We start from the raw sequence: 17,492 nt of genomic DNA, 5'->3' as shown, positions 1-17,492 counted from the left end.
ACGCTAGGCAGTATCAATATGAGGCCGACACTCGGACTAGATATGTAATACCAACACTTGATTTCTCAACAATAAAAGAAGCAAATCTTGCAAAAGATTTGTTGTGATTTCTATTTTTTAGAGAAAGCATGATGAATATGCAATCAAGAAAGTATGGTAGAACGTATCATTATCCGTTCTCACCCGGTACGACTAGTGACGATCGCATCAATAGCGATTGGTGGTCGCACATCCAAAATATTGGGCAATTAATTCACACAGAAAAACTCGATGGCGAAAACAATTGTTTAAATCGCTATGGTGTGTTTGCACGCTCTCATGGCGCGCCAACACAATCTGCATGGAGCCAACAGATACGTCAGCGTTGGCAGTTAATTAAAGATGATTTAGGTGATATCGAACTATTCGGTGAAAATCTTTATGCTGTGCATTCCATTGAGTATCAGCATATTGAAGACTATTTTTATCTGTTTGCCGTTAGGCAAGGGGGTTATTGGCTTAGTTGGGAAGAAGTGCAATTTTATGCAGCATTATTTGATTTCCCTACGGTGCCTCAGTTGGATTTATCATTGAATAAGAATATGTCTGAGCAAGAATATACCCGTGGATTAATAGAAGCCGCATCCCAAGATAGCCAATTTATTGCCTATGATACACATATAGGCAAAGCATGTAGCATGGAAGGTATTGTTAGCCGTGATAGCCAAGCCTTCCCAGTAGATGATTTTATGTCGCATGTATTTAAATATGTGCGTAAAAATCATGTCAAAACAGATATCCACTGGAAGCGTAATTGGCAAAGAGCCAAACTGGCTTTTGAATATCAAGGGGGGCAATGATGAGCTGGCAATTGACAAAAAACCGCGATTGGTCGCAGCTTGAAGCTCAATTTGATTTTATCCGCGACATGCAAAATGTACCACAAGATAGCTTGCACCATGCAGAGGGTAATGTGGCTATTCATACCCAAATGGTGTTAGCCGCGCTTGAAAGTTTGCCTGAATATCAGCAACTATCACCGTTTAAGCAGCAGGTGGTTTGGACTGCGGCATTATTGCATGACGTAGAAAAACGCAGTACCACACGTGAAGATGAAGAGGGGCGAATTCATTCACCGGGGCACGCTAAAAAAGGTGAGTTATCTGTACGGAATATATTATTTCGTCAAATAGAAACACCTTTTGCCATTCGTGAACATATTGCTGCATTAGTGCGTTTTCACGGCTTACCGTTATGGATAATGGAAAAACCAGACCCTGAGCGTACTTTATTTGCCGCCTCTTTACGTGTCGAAATGCCGTTGTTGTGTATGTTGGCGAAAGCGGATGCAATAGGCCGAACTTGTGAAGATAAAGCTGATTTACTCGCTAGAATTGAGCTGTTTGAATTATTTTGTCGTGAGCAAGATTGTTGGGATAAGCCTAAATCATTTGCCTCTTTAGCGGGCCGTTTCCAATATTTTCACTACCAGAAGGGCATGGCAGATTACCTCCCTTTTGAGGAGTTTGGTAGCGAAGTGATTATGTTATGCGGTTTACCCGGTATGGGGAAGGATCACTTTGTAAAACAGTTTTATCCACAAACTCAAATAATTTGCCTCGATGATATTCGTCGAGAACATAAAATTAACCCTGCAGATAAAAATGCACAAGGGTGGGTGGCCCAACAAGCGAAAGAGCAAGCTAAAGGTTTACTGCGCACTAAAACGGATTTTATTTGGAATGCGACTTCGTTAAGCGCTTCTTTGCGAGCCAGTATGATCAGCCTATTTGAACGTTATCAAGCAAAAGTTCATTTAGTTTACTTGGAAGTGCCATTCAAGCAATGGCGGCAACAAAATCAACAACGGCAATATGCTGTTCCAGATAATATTATGGAAAGAATGGCAGGCAAGTTGGAATTACCCACTCCCGATGAAGCGCACCAAGTTTCTTATTATATTAATAGTGAGTTTGTTGAGTTGTTCGGGGAGATATAGCATGGTTTACCTGCCTCTAGGTAAGAGGCAGGTTCTCATTTTGTATTATGGAATAAACGCATCACCTTCAAATAACTTCCTTGCTGTACGAATAATTGATGCCTGTAGCCCCTCAGGAAAGTCATTTTTTGGGGTTAATGAGACTTCAAACATTCCACTGAGATGCTCAATAGCGATATTTTTCATATCCACAGAATCAATATATTGTTTCACGATACTGTCAGGTAAAAGGGTACTGGTGGCAATAGCAATAGCGCCGGTTACAGCAAGGGCACCATGACATTTATGAGGCATAAAATAGCGTACGTTGATGGTACCACCATGGATAGCAGGAGAGACCAAAATAGGTTTGGGGATCACTTTTTTGCTCACATCACCTAAACCCATTGCTGCCCCCGCTTTAATGCGAATAGCTTCCAATTTCTGCATAAATTCGCTATCTGTTTCTAATTGTTCAGCCGTCTCATAACCGGTTTTATTCATCTGAGGGGCATCAATGAGTACCACAGGCGTTGCCATATCGATGCAACTCACCTCAACACCGTCAAAGGTATCAATTGAGTGCCCAGTTGGCAGAAGTTTCCCAGTTTTAGTACCGCAGGCATTTAAAAATGTTAGCGCAACAGGTGCTGCATACCCAGGTACACCAGCAATTGAGGTTTCACCAAGGTAATTCACTTCGCCATTAGGTGTTTGTACTGTTGAATTAATAAAGGTATTGGTATTCACATTACGAATTCTTACCGTGGTCGTGTCATGATGAATAGGGACTAAGCCTTTTTCAATGGCAAAAGGGCCAACCGCACACAGGATATTACCGCAGTTCGGCGCTGTATCGACAATCGCTTCCATAATAGAAACTTGTGCAAATAAATAGTCTATATCAGCGTCAGGGTGAGAAGAGGGGCCAATAATGGCGACTTTACTGGTTTGTGGGCTACCACCTCCAATGCCATCAATTTGTAAAGCATGACCAGAACCCATCAATGCAAGAATGAGCTTATCGCGCTGTTGAATATCGTTGGGAAGAGAATCTGCGAGTAGGAATACACCTTTCGAGGTGCCGCCACGCATTAATGTGCAAGGGATCTTTTTCATCTGTTTACCCGTTATATTTCCCGCTGTGGCGGTGTTGGCTACACTCAGTTACCCAAGTCACATACCTTTGTATGCGCCTTGGGATGCCTGCATTTGCCGCCTAGCCACAACGAGAACTATTTAGGGTAAACCCGTTGATGTTTCCCGCTGTGGCGGTGTTGGCTACACTCAGTTACCCAAGTCACATACCTTTGTATGCTCCTTGGGATGCCTTCATTTGCCGCCTAGCCACAACGAGAACTATTTAGGGTAAACCCGTTGATGTTTCCCGCTGTGACGGTGTTGGCTACACTCAGTTACCCAAGTCACATACCTTTGTATGCTCCTTGGGATGCCTTCATTTGACGCCTAGCCACAATGAGAACTATTTAGGGTAAACCCGTTGATGTTTCCCGCTGTGGCGGTGTTGGCTACACTCAGTTACCCAAGTCACATACCTTTGTATGCTCCTTGGGATGCCTTCATTTGCCGCCTAGCCACAACGAGAACTATTTAGGGTAAACCCGTTGATGTTTCCTGCTGTGGCGGTGTTGGCTACACTCAGTTACCCAAGTCACATACCTTTGTATGCTCCTTGGGATGCCTTCATTTGCCGCCTAGCCACAACGAGAACTATTTAGGGGAAGCCCGTTGATGTTTCCCGCTGTGACGGTGTTGGCTACACTCAGTTACCCAAGTCACATACCTTTGTATGCGCCTTGGGATGCCTTCATTTGCCGCCTAGCCACAACGAGAACTATTTAGGGTAAACCCGTTGATGTTTCCCGCTGTGGCGGTGTTGGCTACACTCAGTTACCCAAGTCACATACCTTTGTATGCGCCTTGGGATGCCTTCATTTGACGCCTAGCCACAACGAGAACTATTTAGGGTAAACCCGTTGATGTTTCCCGCTGTGGCGGTGTTGGTTACACTCAGTTACTCAAGTCACATACCTTTGTATGCGCCTTGGGATGCCTTCATTTGCCGCCTAGCCACAACGAGAACTATTTAGGGGAAGCCGATAAATATTTACGCGATAGCTTAAAGGCTGCAAATAACCATAGAAGCGTGAGAAATAATGTTTAGTTAAATTGGGCACAATAATCATTGTGCCCATACCGTTATATAAAGGAGTGAGGATTAAATTAACCCAGTGTTAATTAAAATTTCCCACCAACCTAAACCGATAGTCATATGAACAAGTAAGCTAATGAATGCGACAAGGCCACCAATAATCCACCAAGAGCGAATATCGTTATAACCCGCACCGAATACGATAGGCGCAGCCGCACCACCATAGTGAGTTACACTACCACCGTAGGCATTAGAGAAAAGTAAGCCTAGAGCCAGTAGCATTGGAGGTGCACCAGCTACCATACCGACTGTCGCGAATACTGGAACCATCGCGGCGACATATGCACCACCAGAGGCAAATAAGTAACGTATTGCGACACTGATAAACATGATGACGAAGAAGGCAAGCATGGCTTGGTCGCCGAAAGAAAGGTATTGGCTCATGGTATCAGCTAACCATTTAAAGAAACCCGCTTTAGTCAGTACGCCAGACATACTGATGATCCCACCGTACCAAATCAGCGTGTTCCAGCCGCCTTTGTTTTTTAAGACATCATCCCAAGTAACAACACCAAGGATCAGGGTTAATGCCATGACGGCAATAGCAACACTGGATGCGCTTACGCCGATTAAGTCGGAAAAAATCCAGCCACAAAGCGCAATAATAAATACAATGCTGAGTAATTTTTCACGCATAGTCATCGGGCCTAATTCTTCAAGGCCTTTTGCCGCGATCTCTTTGTTATTTACTTTTTTTAATTCTGGTGGGTAAAGCTTATAAATCATTAAGGGAGTTAAAATCAGCATGATTAAGCCGGGAACTGAAGCGGCGAGTGCCCATCCACCCCAACTTAAATGGATCCCCATGATGTCGGTCATCATCGCTAATGCTAAAGCATTCGGTGCCATGGCAGTTAAAAACATATAGCTGGTGGTTTTAGTCACCATATATACGTTAACCAGTAAATAGTGACCTGCTTTACGAGGGCTTTTTTCTGGATCTGACCCTAAAGCAACCGCAACACTATTGATGATAGGAAAAACAATTCCCCCAGCTCGTGCAGTATTCGATGGGGTAGCAGGAGCAATAATTAAATCCAGAATAGCAGTGACATATCCTAACCCAAGCGTTGTTCCGCCTAGCTTACCTATTAATATATACGAGAGACGTTTCCCGAGACCGGTAATTACAAATGCGGCACTCAGTGTAAATGCAGCAAATACTAACCATGTGGTCCCAGACGCATAACCGCTGAGCACTTCACTTGCTTTGACATCTTTAGTACCTGTAATACCAATAATGACAGCACTTGCTGCAATAGTGGCTAATAAGATAACGGGTTCTGAATAGGGTTTTAATACTAACCCTACAATGGCGGCAAGATAAAGACCAAATAATAACCAAGCAATATGTGGGAGCCCAGTTGGTGTTGGTATTAAAGCAATGATAATTGGAATCGCTATTAATATAAATAGCTTCCATATTTTTTCTTTTTGCATAAGCCAATTTCCTTGATTAAATCAATATTAAATTTATTTAATATTAAATTGAATGAACTTTAATATTAGGAATTTGTTAAAATAACAATTTTCAATATGGCTGCATCTTGAATGAAAATAATAAATTGGTTTTATTAGTAATTCATTCTAAAGCGGATGTTTTTTATTAATAGATATTTAATTGGTTTTTATTTACTTAATTAATTTAATTTTTCTTATTTCTTCCTATATTAATAATGTTGAATTTTTGTAATGTTAAACCGTGATGTTGATTTGCTAATCGGGCAAAAAACCAAGTCAATATTAATAAGTCTGCGCTGCCACCGGGGCTGACATTCTGTTGAATACATTCATTATCGAAATTTTTTACAAAAATTAAATCATTGTGGGTATTAATCCCTTGATGTAATAATTGTGTAGCGCGTTGTTTTACCCACTCTAACCCTTGAATACCTCCACGATTAACAATATTAGTGTCATCATTCAGGCTCATTAATAAAATTAAGGTATCAAGTAGGGCAATATCGTCTGCTTTATCTTTTGCGAGTTGTTGTAAATAGTAAGGGAGTGCATGTTGAATGACTAACGCGTAACCATTTTGCGCTTCACCTCGAGCACCTGTTAGCCCATATTGCTGATATAGGCGGTGCCCTGCCGTTGGGGTATCAGTTGGTTTTTTTAATTCATCGGTAATTCCAACACACATTCCTGCCACTAACTGACTAATATATTGAGGCAGCACGGGTTGCTGTAAGGCAATTAAACGGCCGATTGCAGTTAATACCAACCCTAGGGAAAAAATACTGCCTTTATGCGTATTTACACCTTGAGTTGCACGGAACATGGCCGTTTCACAATTAATACCAATACTACGGATATTGATTAAAACGTTTTCTATCGGTAAATCTTTATGCTGAGCCCCTGCGAGTAGAAAATAAGGGAAATATTTTGCAATTGCATTGGCACTTAAGTGAAAATCGGTTAGTGCCATATCTTTATGGGCACCTGTGTTATGTTTATCGACTAACCCCGGTTTAGGGGTTAAATTCACTTCAGCGAGCAAAGCTTGCCAAGCTAATTGGCTGTAATGCTGAACTTGTTCTTCAGTGATAGAGTTTAACTGTTTAGCGTGTTGCATTAGCTAACTCCTCAATACGGTTAAGGATCTCACCAAGTGGGTGTGTTCGATGTCGAGCACACACCTTAGCTTCATTCTCACAAACCAAACAACGCCTTGAAGAGAGGTTTAATTGTGAGCGAGAATACTGCTGTCCGTTCGCATCAAAAACGTCAAAATCCCATAGCCGTCCCACTGGCGATAACTCTTCAATTTCAATTAACGCTTTTTTAATTTCAATTGCATCGACATCAACAGCAGCCAAACATTCCGGTCCTGTTTTTAATGCCCATGATTGTTGTGATAAAAACACCCACTGCCTGCGTGAAGCAATTTGTTTAAGCGCATTTAGTCCTTGATTAAAAACATGTCTAACAAGGGAGTTATCTTTAACCGCTCCCGGGAAAACGACAGTAAATGAAATCAAGGTTACCTGATGGAGACCAATCCATTGTTGCTGACGAGCCTGACGGGCATCACGGCTATCTAGCAGTTCAGGTAAGGAAATTTCAAATTGCTCTTGAGTATCAGGCAGTGGGTAAAACATAGTTACTCCTTCACTTGATGAACAATATCAATGACCGAACCATCGCGGTAGCGAACAACGGCCACGACCTTATCGGTAAATTCAATTGGATTAGGAGTACCAGTTAAGAGTTGTGCTCGTTCTCTTAACCAGTCCATTGAAACAGTTTTAATCCCTTGGCTTTCAAGTTTTTGTTTTAATTCAGGACGAGCTGGGTTTACTGTAATACCATGGTCCGTCACGAGAATATCAACGCTTGAGCCTGGAGTAACACAAGTTAATACTTCATCAACTAAGGTTGGGATGCGCCCGCGAACTAATGGTGCCACAATGATGGAGAGTTTTGAGGCCACCGCTGTATCACTATGACCACCTGAAGCTCCACGAATGACACCGTCAGAGCCGGTTAATACATTGACATTAAAGCGAGTATCGATTTCTAGCGCACTGAGTACCACCACATCAAGCATATCAACGGAGGCCCCTTTAGAATCAAAGCAAGCATATTGATTCGCACTGATTTCAATATGATTAGGGTTGCGGCCTAATGATTCTGCGGCGGCTTTATCAAAACTTTGTACATCTAATAATTTGCGAATTAAGCCTTTCTCATGTAAATCAACAATGGTTGACGTGATCCCGCCCAATGCAAAGCCTGCGGTAATATTGTGACGTCTCATTTTATCTTCAAGAAAACGAGTTACTGCCAGAGATGCACCGCCAGTCCCTGTTTGCAATGAAAAACCATCTTTAAAATAACCGGATTTTTCGATCACATCCGCGGCGGTACGGGCAATGAGAAGTTCCCGAGGGTTAGATGTCATACGGGTCGCATCGGCGCCAATTTTATCTGCGTCGCCTACGCGTTTTACTTTCACAATGTAGTCAACTTCATCTTGTTTAATACTGGATGGGTTATGTGGGTAATCCAATAATTCTTCTGTCAGCATGACCACTTTTTTAGCTGTTTCTGCGTCAATTTTGGCATAACCTAAAGAACCACAGCTTGCAGTTCCTGTATAGCCATTGGCATTACCGTACTCATCACAAGAAGGAACACCAATAAAGGCTACATCGATTGATAGCTCACCGCTATGTATTAAGTTTGCTCGTCCGCCATGTGAATGGATTTGTACTGGCTCATCCAATTCTCCACGTGAAATAGCCTCAGCTAATGGCCCCCGAATACCTGAGGTATAAATTTTACGAATAACGCCGTGGCGAATATGTTCAACTAAGGGGGAGTGACATGCACTTAATGAACTAGAAGCAAGGGTAAGGTTACGAAAACCCATTTCGGCAATCACTTGCATCACCATATTAACGGTAAGGTCGCCACCACGAAATGCGTGATGGAATGAAATCGTCATACCGTCTTTGAGGCCAGAACGACGGATAGCAACTTGTAAATCATCGCACAGTTTGCGATTTCTCGGTTTTTGTACCTGCTGTTGTATTTTGCCAATATCTTGGAATTCTTGCTGAGTTTCATCCGTATTTGGTTGTAGGTAGGCTGATACGCGAGCCTGACGCTGAGTATTATTTGTCATTTTATTTGCCTCACTCTTCCCGAATGCCTGATAATGCTGCGCGTGATAATACAAGACGGGCTCTATCAATCACTGGGCCATCGACCATTTTTCCGTTTAAAGACACAACACCTTTACCTTCAAGGGCAGCTGAATCAGCTGCTTCAACAACACGTTGAGCATGGTCGACTTCTTTTTGAGTAGGTGCATACAGGTTATGAAGTAACTCAATTTGTCTTGGATTTATCAATGACTTGCCATCAAAGCCGAGTTGTTTAATGTGAGCGGCTTCGCGTAGAAAGCCTTCTTCATTATTAGCGTCAGAATAAACGGTATCGAAAGCTTGGATACCAGCTGAGCGTGCGGCTTGTAAAATGGCGCACCGAGCATAGAGGAGTTCAACGCCGTCAGGAGACCGCTCGGTGCGCAAATTGCGGACATAGTCCTCGGCACCTAGTGCGATGCCAATAAGTCGTTGTGATGAATGTGCAATATTAACAGCTTGGGTGATCCCCATAGGGGATTCAATGGCGGCCAGTAATCCAGTACTGCCTTCCTCACGACCACAACTTTTTTCAATACGTAGAATTTCATTTTCAATATCAATAACGTCTTGCGCAGTATCGGTTTTTGGCAAGCGAACAATATCGGCGCCACCGCGAACGACGGCCTCAAGATCGGCGACACCAAATGCGGAATCCAATGCATTGACACGAACAATAGTTTCAATATCTTGATAAAGCGGGTGTTGTAATGCGTGGTAAACTAAACGTCGAGCCGTGTCTTTTTCACGTAGTGTAACGGAGTCTTCAAGGTCAAACATCAGCGCATCTGCTTTATAAATAAAGGAGTTGCTTAGCATCGCTGCGTTTGAGCCAGGAACAAAAAGCATGCTTCTGCGTGTCCGTGATTTTTGTTGTGGAGTCATTATTTTTCCTCCCAAGGTAGGTAGTCGATATCACAAGCGCGAGCGAATAATGCTTCAAGACGTGCTCTGAGTACGCATTCCAATGCACCTTTATCATCAACGATGATTTGTGCACCTTGGATTTCATGCCGCTGTATCATTTCTTGTACGATCTGCGTGATGGCATCACCGAATTGTTTTTCGACACTGCTGGTTACTTGCACTGAAACTTCTTGAGTATCTTCTAAAGGTTCTATGCGAACCATGACATCACTTGATTCAAGCGTGCCAGCTATTGCTGCGTGTTTAATCTTCATATTTCACCTATGGCTAATTCAGAACTTTCGGTGCGGTTTATTGTGGTTGTTACTTGGTTAGCGAGCATTTCTTGTAAATATTGATATGTCGCTTCAGGCACAATCGCTTTAATTGCCGCAAGATCTTTTTTAGCGAGCAGTCTTCTAACTTGCGAGGCGGAAACCGCCGTGCCATTGATGACTATTCGCGGAAATTCAATGAGTTCTATAGGTGGATAATTCATAGCGTCCGTTTCCAGCCAGAAGCGCATGTCTTGGTTATATTGATTAGTGACTTGGCAAAAAGGCTCAGAACCTACAAATCGATGGGTGATCCCAAGAGCTGGGGCGATATATTGACGAAAAATCTTAATATCGATCTCGGTATAACAGTTATTGGCAACCGTTTTATCTTTTATAAAGTAGCAAGGGAAAGTCGCTCGAGAAATAATATATTCAGAGCCTTTATGGATAGTGAGATTGTCTATCCCTTTTGTGCCCGCCTCAATCAAATTAAGCCTAACTTTGTAAGGAAAGCGCGAGGTATCTTCTTTGACGACAAATAAATGTAGCCAATCGCACGCTTTTGCCGCTTGTTCTATCAAATAACGGTGTCCAAGGGTAAATGGATTGGCATTCATCACAATGGCGCCAATTTTTTTCCCATCTTTACGCTGTGCTTTTAAGCTTTCAATATAGCGTTTTAGATAACAGCAACTGTTTTCCATCAGCACCATGACATCAGGGACAGTTGCAATAGTATGAAAACCACATTGTTGGAATAGGCTTTCGTTCTGAAATTTGGTATAAATAAATAAATGTGTTGTGTTATTTTCATAAGCGAGATTAACAAGTTCTGTTGCTAACTTTAATGCGAGGCCTTCGCCACGAACATCATCGCTAATTGCAACGCATTTAATCACGTTTTTAGCTAATCCCCCGCATGCAATTAATTTTTCATTACGGGTTATAGTAATAAAAACGTCGATACTTGAATCAAGCTCTAAATCGTTTTCCTTTAAAAACTGAGTAATTTCAGCAAGTTTCCTGTTCTCATGACGTTTTACCTGATTAAACGTTATGTTTTCGAACATAATAGTATCCTGCATCTCATTTAGAGATGTTTTTAAAATGTTGCTAATGTTAAAGTTAATTAAATAATTATTTTTAGAATTTTTTAGTGCGCTTAATATAAGTAATTATTTAATTTCCCTTTTCAATATTAATATTAAAGAAGCTGTATTTAATATACTTGACCTATTTCATGTTTCTTAAATGAGTTTGTATTTGTTTAATGGTTTTAAAGTTTTTAATTATTGGATATGTTTTTTATTGCTTGGTTTTTATGTGTTTAATTATTAATATGTGTATTATACCTTTGGCTTTAACCTGAGTTATCCGTTATATTGTTATCTTTGTATTTAACAAATTTTTTACTTTTCATAGTGTAACGAGATTTAACATGAAAAAAGAATATGCATTCTCCTCACTGAAAAAAGTAAGCTCGATTTCGTTTTCAGTACGAGTATTCTTTCTTCTATTACTTGTCTCTGTCTTTTTGACGTTTGGGTTGGGTAAATATTTTACAGATACTGCGGAAAGCCGGTTGATTGCGAATATTAGGTCTCTAGCGATGAGCCAAGCGAAGCTAATCGCTTCAATTGAAGGGGTGGTGCAATCTGTAAAAAATAAAGATATCCCAAGACTGAAAATTATTGCAGATAAACTCAATCAAGATTCGAATTATGATTATGTGGTGATTGGTGATGAAAACTCGATTCGCCTATATCACCCAAACAGCCAGAAAATTGGCTACAAAATGCAATGGAACAAACCAGGTGCATTGGAGCGGGGCGAAAGTTACTTCATCAATGGTGAAGGTTCGATGGGAAATGCGGTACGAGCAAAAACGCCCATTTTTGATGAGCAGGGTAAAGTTATCGGGGTGGTTTCTATTGGTTATTTAACCAATAAAATTGACACCTCCCGCAGTGAACTATTTGTACAAACTGGCGCTACGTTTCTCGGTATATTGATTATTTTATTGTTTTTATCTTGGGCATTCTCACGCCTAATACAGAAACAAATGTTGGGCATGGAGCCAGAGGAAATTACACAATTAGTGTTAGTACAAAAAGGGATATTTGATGCCGTTTTTGAAGGGGTCATCGCTGTTAATACCCAAGGGCAGATTATCAATATCAATTCGAATGCTAGAAAAATGCTCATGTTGAGTGAGCCATTAGGGCAACTAACGGGTATGCGCGTTTCAGAAAGAATATCGCCCGCTGATTTTTTTATGACCGATATTGCGACAACTCGGCATGATGTGATTTGTGAATTTAATGGGCTAAATGTGATTGCAAATCGAGTAGCTATTCGTGATAGTGAGCAACTTGTGGGGGCTGTAATCAGCTTTCGTAGTCAAAATGATATTGAATCCTTAAATTCTCAGTTAACACAAGTGCGTCAGTATGTTGAAAATTTACGCACACTACGCCATGAACACCTTAATTGGATGTCAACATTAAGTGGTTTATTGCAGATGAAAGAGTATGACCAAGCTTTGGCTCTAATTAAAGGTGAATCAGAGTCCCAACAACAATTGATTGATACGTTACGCAGGCAATTTTTTGATAAGCAAGTTGCTGGCTTATTATTTGGTAAGTATCATCGAGCCAAAGAGCTAGGGTTACAATTAAAGTTTACGGCGGGTAGCCAACTGCGCGACTTACCTGATTCATTAAACAGTACTGAATTTTGTGCTGTCTTGGGTAATTTATTGGATAATGCTTTTGAAGCAAGTTTGAAAAGCAACCAAGGGAATAAGCAGGTCGAGTTATACCTTTCTGATGAAGGAAAGGAAATAGTTATTGAAGTTGTGGATCAAGGTTGTGGTTTCCCCGAAGAGCTTCAAAATAAATGGTTTGAACGTGGAGTGACAACCAAGACAGATGCAACAGATGGCCATGGTATTGGGCTCTATTTAGTTGCATCTTATGTTAAGCGCTGTAATGGCGCGGTGATTATTGAAGAAAATCAACCGCATGGTACAGTATTCTCAATTTTTATTCCGAAAGTGAAGATATAAAATGATTAAGATAAAAATCCTCATTGTGGAAGATGAGTTACTTCTGGCAGAAATGCATGGCGAGTATATAAAAACGTACCCTGCATGTGACAAAGTGTGGCTTGCGGGGAACCTAGCTGAAGCTAGGAAAATGATTGAATATATGAAACCCGATCTAATTTTATTAGATAACTATTTACCTGATGGTAAAGGTATTGATTTGGTTCATGAATTAATACAAGAAAGAAACAACGCAGATATTGTTTTCACAACCGCAGCAAGCGACATGGAAACGGTCTCTGAAGCAATTCGCTTAGGGGTTTTTGACTACTTAGTGAAACCTATCGCTTATGAGCGTTTAGGGCAAACATTAGATAGGTATATTCAACGTAAATCTGTTCTGCAAGCGAATAGTAAAACTAACCAAAGTAAAATTGATGATATGTTTAATACTTATGCGCGTGGTGAATCGAAAGAAGAGCTACCGACGGGGATTGACATCATTACATTAGAAAAAATATTAGCGCTATTTGCTGATTCAGAAGCAGAATATACAGCTGAAAGTATCGCTGAAACAATAAAATTGAGCCGCACAACAGCAAGGCGTTATTTGGAATATTGTTTGGCAAAAAATAAAATTGAGGCTGAAATTGAATACGGGAAAGTGGGGCGACCACAGCGAGTCTACCGTAGAAAAATGTGAATGTTTATATTAATCTGCGCATATCGATAAAAGTTCTGCATGGGGTATATATTCAATGCAGAACTTCTTGTATATAGCACCACTTTGGCTCAATGGGTAACGATAACGTCATGATATAAAAGGGAGTTAAATGGGGAGCATGTAGATTAAATTGCATTATGAGAGTAAAGCGAAATGCCTATAAAAACGTTTGTTCGCCCCATTCAATTATCGCTGCACATAAATTGCATCCTCATTAAGTTATTTGCGCTGGTTTTCCAAAATTAATACTTTTTTTGCAGCTCGTTCATCACCTTTAGCGGCGGCAAGCTTATACCAACGTAGCGCTTTTTTATCATCGGCTTCAACCCCCATCCCATACTGGTAGCATGCCCCAGCTGCATATTGGGCATCAGCACTATTTTGCTGCGCCGCTTTGATAAACCAGTGACAGGCTTTAGTCTGGTCAGTTTTAATGCCATCACCGCGAGCATAGATAAGCGCAATATTAAATTGTGCGGAAACCTCACCTTGCTCGGCCGCCAAAGTTAGCCATTTTATTGCCGCTTGGGGATCTTTTTCGGTGCCTTGCCCGGTTAGGTACAGCATACCTAAACTATTTTGAGCAGGGGAAAAGCCTTGCTCCGCTGCGCGAGTAAAATATTGGAAAGCTTGTGGGTAATTGACTTTGTCATACATACCTGTTGCGGATTGATAGCCAAGCAAGTAGAGGGCTTGTGGATGGTTTTTCTCAGCAAGTTCAAGGTATATTTTTTGTGCTTTCTGCGGGTCTTTAGTTACTGCTTTACCTTCTTCATACCAGTAAGCAAGGGTTAACATAGCCGCTGGAAATTGCTGTTCGGCCGCTTTTTTTAACCATTTTTCTGCTTCTGCTGGGTTTTTCTCAAGAGCCTTATCGATACCATATAAGGTGTATTCTGCCATATTCATCTGGCCAATAGGGTCGCCGTTTTCAGCGGCTATCTTCATCCAGTGCAGCATTTGTTTTTCATCTTTTGGGATGCCAGTACCTTGTTGGTACATGAGCGCAAGGTTAATTTGCGCTTTTGTAAACCCCTGTTGGGCTGATAAGAGGTACCAATTTATTGCATTTTCAAATTGCTTATTGGATTGATAAAACATGGCCAAATTGAATTGGGCTTCGGCTTGCCCTTCATTTGCTAACCCTAATAATGTTTTTTCATCTAGAGGGGTTGGCGTAGGCTCAGCAAAAGCTAAGTGTGCAAAGAGGCTGCCGATGATAATTAAAGGAAGAAGTTTTTTTTTCACAAGGCGACCTCAATGTTGGTTTTGTCACAGTTTAGCGGGTAACTTATTTGGTTTTGTTCAGACCTGCAAGGGTTAAAGCAAATTGTACATTATGATTATCAAATCAAATGGTTAAATATTGCTAAAAAGTGAAAAAACAAAAAAAGAGAAAAAATATGAACTTTTTCTGAAATTAGCATGTCTTACTAGTATCTATATACTGTTTGCTTGCGTAAACATTCATATATTTACCCTCATCATTCATTTCTTTACACGAAGTAATGTAATAATGCACCTACGTAGTGATAGTTTGATTTAGTAAAAAGATCCTTGAGTAGAATGCATTGTGCCCAGTTTGTTACTGGGCTTTTTTTTGTCAAAATTTTACGTATTTTTCCCACTCATTAAACCCTCGAACCATTTTCTTGCACTCAATATATTCTTGGTTTTATTTATTTGAATTATGCTTTTCGTTCATATCACTAATGTTAATAATCGGTGGTGCGATAGTTTCATGGCAGAATAATATTCTTAACATTAAGTATACAAGTGATTAAATAGTGGGCGTTGATAGTTTCGCTATTTTGTTAAAAATTGAAGTAAATCACGATAAGATTTTATCCATGCAGTAATTAATACTAGCTAATTCTTTAATTTTGGTGCATAAATAGCGTATATGGCTTAATTGATTATTGCGTTCTTGGCGGGTTATCTACCAGTCAACGTTGAATAAATAATCAAATGTGCTTTAACTCATTGAATTTATGCTTGAGATCCAGAAACAAGTTTGCACACAGTTTTGTTTGTTTTGAGATCAAGGAATGATGCTCCTCCTACCAAAAGTGAATCTTTCCGACGTTGAATTCTTGGGGTAATAACAATGCGAGAGCGCATAGAGCGTTCCGTGGTTTTTTTTGCATATCTACAGGTTGTACTAGAGGTAACTTGTGTCCACAACAAATAACAAAGAGGAAGTCAGTCTTAACGCGTTTAAGCAACCTCGCTCATTCTATCTCATCTTTTCCATCGAACTCTGGGAACGTTTTGGTTACTACGGTTTACAAGGTATTCTACCTATATATCTTAGCCAAGTTCTTGGTATGTCAGAAACTGAATCCATCACTTTATTCTCTGCATTTGCGGCATTAGTTTACGGCTTTGTTGCAATTGGTGGTTGGTTAGGTGATAAAATACTTGGTACAAAACGGGTTATTGTTCTTGGAACATTAACGTTGATTGCGGGGTATGCGTTTGTTGCCTTCTCAGGGCATGATGTCTCAATGGTGTATGTAGGTTTAGCGACTATTGCCGTTGGTAACGGCCTCTTTAAAGCGAACCCTTCATCACTGTTATCAACCTGTTATGATAAAGATGACCCGCGGTTAGATGGTGCATTTACCATGTACTATATGTCTGTGAATATTGGTTCATTCTTTTCTATGCTTGCAACACCGTGGTTAGCGAAACACTATGGTTGGGATGTTGCATTCTCACTCAGTGTTGTTGGCCTTATTATTACGCTGATTAACTTCTATATGTGTAAGAAGTGGGTTTCCCAACATGGGTCAAAACCAGACTTTGCTCCGGTCATTATTTCACGGTTAGTTGCAACTGTCGCGGGTGTTATTGCCTTGATTGCAATTTCAACTTGGTTATTGCATAACCTAGGGGTAGCGCGTACAGCATTAGCGGTTATTTCTTTAGGTATTTTGGTTATCTTTATTAAAGAAACGCTAGCTCTTAAGGGGATTGCACGTCGGCGCATGGTGGTGGCTCTGATCTTGATGCTCGAAGCAATTGTCTTTTTTGTTTTGTATAGCCAAATGCCAACCTCACTCAACTTCTTTGCATTACATAACGTAGAGCATGAAGTGTTTGGTTTTTCTATCGAACCTGCACAGTATCAAGCACTAAACCCATTATGGATTATGATTGGTAGCCCAATATTAGCCGCAATTTATAATAAAATGGGTGATAACTTACCCATGCCGCATAAATTCGCGATTGGTATGGTGTTATGCTCTGCGGCATTCTTAGTACTACCGCTTGGCGCCAAATTTGCAAACGAAGCGGGGATTGTTTCTGTTGAATGGTTGATTATCTGTTATGGTTTTCAAAGCATTGGTGAACTGATGATCTCTGGTCTTGGGCTGGCAATGGTAGCTCAGTTAGTTCCACAGCGTTTGATGGGCTTTATTATGGGCGCGTGGTTCTTAACTAACTCAGCGGCTGCATTTATTGCGGGTTATGTCGCTTCTATGGCAGCAGCGCCAGAAGGGGAGCTGACCAGTAAGCTTGAGTCATTAGCGGTGTACAGTGATGTATTCTTGAAGATTGGTTTAGTGACAGGGGCTATTGCGATAGTCATGGTGTTAACTGCACCATTGTTAAATCGTATGACGCTGGAACGCGCAGAATAATGATTCAAAAAAGGGCCGAAAGGCCCTTTTTTAATATCATGGAAAG

General features: G+C 40.8%; 14 protein-coding genes. 5 read left to right on the top strand and 9 right to left on the bottom strand.

Annotated elements, in window-relative coordinates:
- Nucleotides 1-131 precede the first annotated feature (131 nt).
- Complete coding sequence (locus tag M1F14_RS16510; protein WP_071548838.1) at nt 132-839, top strand: RNA ligase family protein; 708 nt, start codon at nt 132-134, stop codon at nt 837-839.
- Nucleotides 839-1,978, top strand: a complete 1,140-nt coding sequence (locus M1F14_RS16505) for an AAA family ATPase (RefSeq protein WP_181469329.1) — start codon at nt 839-841, stop codon at nt 1,976-1,978. The genes M1F14_RS16510 and M1F14_RS16505 overlap by 1 nt, the downstream gene beginning before the upstream one ends.
- 45 nt (nt 1,979-2,023) lie before the next feature.
- On the opposite strand, the gene M1F14_RS16500 is transcribed toward M1F14_RS16505, so the two are convergent.
- The 8 genes from M1F14_RS16500 to citC form a co-directional block, all read right to left on the bottom strand.
- Nucleotides 2,024-3,076 carry a 4-oxalomesaconate tautomerase gene (locus M1F14_RS16500; protein ID WP_048606913.1) on the bottom strand — a complete coding sequence of 351 codons (1,053 nt, stop codon included), beginning with the start codon at nt 3,074-3,076 and terminating at the stop codon, nt 2,024-2,026.
- A gap of 1,120 nt (nt 3,077-4,196) precedes the next feature.
- Nucleotides 4,197-5,630, bottom strand: coding sequence for an anion permease (locus M1F14_RS16495; protein WP_048606916.1), 1,434 nt, complete (start codon nt 5,628-5,630; stop codon nt 4,197-4,199).
- A gap of 205 nt (nt 5,631-5,835) precedes the next feature.
- Entirely contained in the window at nt 5,836-6,768 is a 933-nt protein-coding gene (citG, locus tag M1F14_RS16490) for a triphosphoribosyl-dephospho-CoA synthase CitG (protein ID WP_071547951.1), read from the bottom strand.
- A complete protein-coding gene (gene citX, locus M1F14_RS16485) occupies nt 6,755-7,294 on the bottom strand; it encodes a citrate lyase holo-[acyl-carrier protein] synthase (protein ID WP_042844183.1) in 540 nt (179 codons plus the stop codon). The genes citG and citX overlap by 14 nt, the downstream gene beginning before the upstream one ends.
- 2 nt (nt 7,295-7,296) lie before the next feature.
- Nucleotides 7,297-8,823: a citrate lyase subunit alpha gene (citF, locus tag M1F14_RS16480; RefSeq protein WP_181469213.1), complete on the bottom strand. Its 1,527-nt coding sequence runs from the start codon at nt 8,821-8,823 to the stop codon at nt 7,297-7,299.
- Nucleotides 8,824-8,833: 10 nt separating this feature from the next.
- Entirely contained in the window at nt 8,834-9,730 is an 897-nt protein-coding gene (gene citE / locus M1F14_RS16475; protein ID WP_048606922.1) for a citrate (pro-3S)-lyase subunit beta, read from the bottom strand.
- Nucleotides 9,730-10,026 carry a citrate lyase acyl carrier protein gene (citD, locus tag M1F14_RS16470; RefSeq protein ID WP_042844180.1) on the bottom strand — a complete coding sequence of 99 codons (297 nt, stop codon included), beginning with the start codon at nt 10,024-10,026 and terminating at the stop codon, nt 9,730-9,732. Before citD ends, citE begins: the two co-directional genes overlap by 1 nt.
- The gene (citC, locus tag M1F14_RS16465; protein ID WP_226693668.1) at nt 10,023-11,099 is read right to left on the bottom strand and encodes a [citrate (pro-3S)-lyase] ligase; all 1,077 of its coding nucleotides are present in this window, start codon (nt 11,097-11,099) and stop codon (nt 10,023-10,025) included. The genes citD and citC overlap by 4 nt, the downstream gene beginning before the upstream one ends.
- Nucleotides 11,100-11,467: 368 nt before the next feature.
- Here citC and dpiB point away from each other — a divergent pair, with 368 nt between their 5' ends.
- A complete protein-coding gene (gene dpiB / locus M1F14_RS16460; RefSeq protein ID WP_048606926.1) occupies nt 11,468-13,096 on the top strand; it encodes a sensor histidine kinase DpiB in 1,629 nt (542 codons plus the stop codon).
- A 1-nt stretch (nt 13,097) separates the two neighbouring features.
- A complete protein-coding gene (gene dpiA, locus M1F14_RS16455; protein WP_042844177.1) occupies nt 13,098-13,778 on the top strand; it encodes a two-component response regulator DpiA in 681 nt (226 codons plus the stop codon).
- Between the two features lie 240 nt (nt 13,779-14,018).
- Here dpiA and M1F14_RS16450 read toward each other — a convergent pair whose 3' ends face one another.
- Entirely contained in the window at nt 14,019-15,047 is a 1,029-nt protein-coding gene (locus M1F14_RS16450; RefSeq protein ID WP_042844176.1) for an SEL1-like repeat protein, read from the bottom strand.
- A gap of 926 nt (nt 15,048-15,973) precedes the next feature.
- Here M1F14_RS16450 and dtpA point away from each other — a divergent pair.
- Nucleotides 15,974-17,446, top strand: a complete 1,473-nt coding sequence (dtpA, locus tag M1F14_RS16445; RefSeq protein ID WP_181469214.1) for a dipeptide/tripeptide permease DtpA — start codon at nt 15,974-15,976, stop codon at nt 17,444-17,446.
- Nucleotides 17,447-17,492 lie beyond the last annotated feature (46 nt).

The sequence above is a fragment of the Providencia sp. PROV003 genome (genome assembly GCF_045040775.1).
Classification (GTDB): domain Bacteria; phylum Pseudomonadota; class Gammaproteobacteria; order Enterobacterales; family Enterobacteriaceae; genus Providencia; species Providencia huashanensis.
Note: the sequence above shows the minus strand (reverse complement) of the source record. Positions and strands in the feature narration are given on the sequence as shown.

Excerpts from the sequence above, each read along its gene's own strand:
- citD (WP_042844180.1), bottom strand. The coding sequence starts at position 10,026 with ATGAAGATTAAACACGCAGCAATAGCTGGCACGCTTGAATCAAGTGAT.
- M1F14_RS16510 (WP_071548838.1), top strand. The coding sequence starts at position 132 with ATGAATATGCAATCAAGAAAGTATGGTAGAACGTATCATTATCCGTTC.
- dpiA (WP_042844177.1), top strand. The coding sequence starts at position 13,098 with ATGATTAAGATAAAAATCCTCATTGTGGAAGATGAGTTACTTCTGGCA.
- M1F14_RS16500 (WP_048606913.1), bottom strand. The coding sequence starts at position 3,076 with ATGAAAAAGATCCCTTGCACATTAATGCGTGGCGGCACCTCGAAAGGT.
- citX (WP_042844183.1), bottom strand. The coding sequence starts at position 7,294 with ATGTTTTACCCACTGCCTGATACTCAAGAGCAATTTGAAATTTCCTTA.
- M1F14_RS16505 (WP_181469329.1), top strand. The coding sequence starts at position 839 with ATGAGCTGGCAATTGACAAAAAACCGCGATTGGTCGCAGCTTGAAGCT.
- citC (WP_226693668.1), bottom strand. The coding sequence starts at position 11,099 with ATGTTCGAAAACATAACGTTTAATCAGGTAAAACGTCATGAGAACAGG.
- M1F14_RS16495 (WP_048606916.1), bottom strand. The coding sequence starts at position 5,630 with ATGCAAAAAGAAAAAATATGGAAGCTATTTATATTAATAGCGATTCCA.
- citF (WP_181469213.1), bottom strand. The coding sequence starts at position 8,823 with ATGACAAATAATACTCAGCGTCAGGCTCGCGTATCAGCCTACCTACAA.
- citG (WP_071547951.1), bottom strand. The coding sequence starts at position 6,768 with ATGCAACACGCTAAACAGTTAAACTCTATCACTGAAGAACAAGTTCAG.
- citE (WP_048606922.1), bottom strand. The coding sequence starts at position 9,730 with ATGACTCCACAACAAAAATCACGGACACGCAGAAGCATGCTTTTTGTT.
- dpiB (WP_048606926.1), top strand. The coding sequence starts at position 11,468 with ATGAAAAAAGAATATGCATTCTCCTCACTGAAAAAAGTAAGCTCGATT.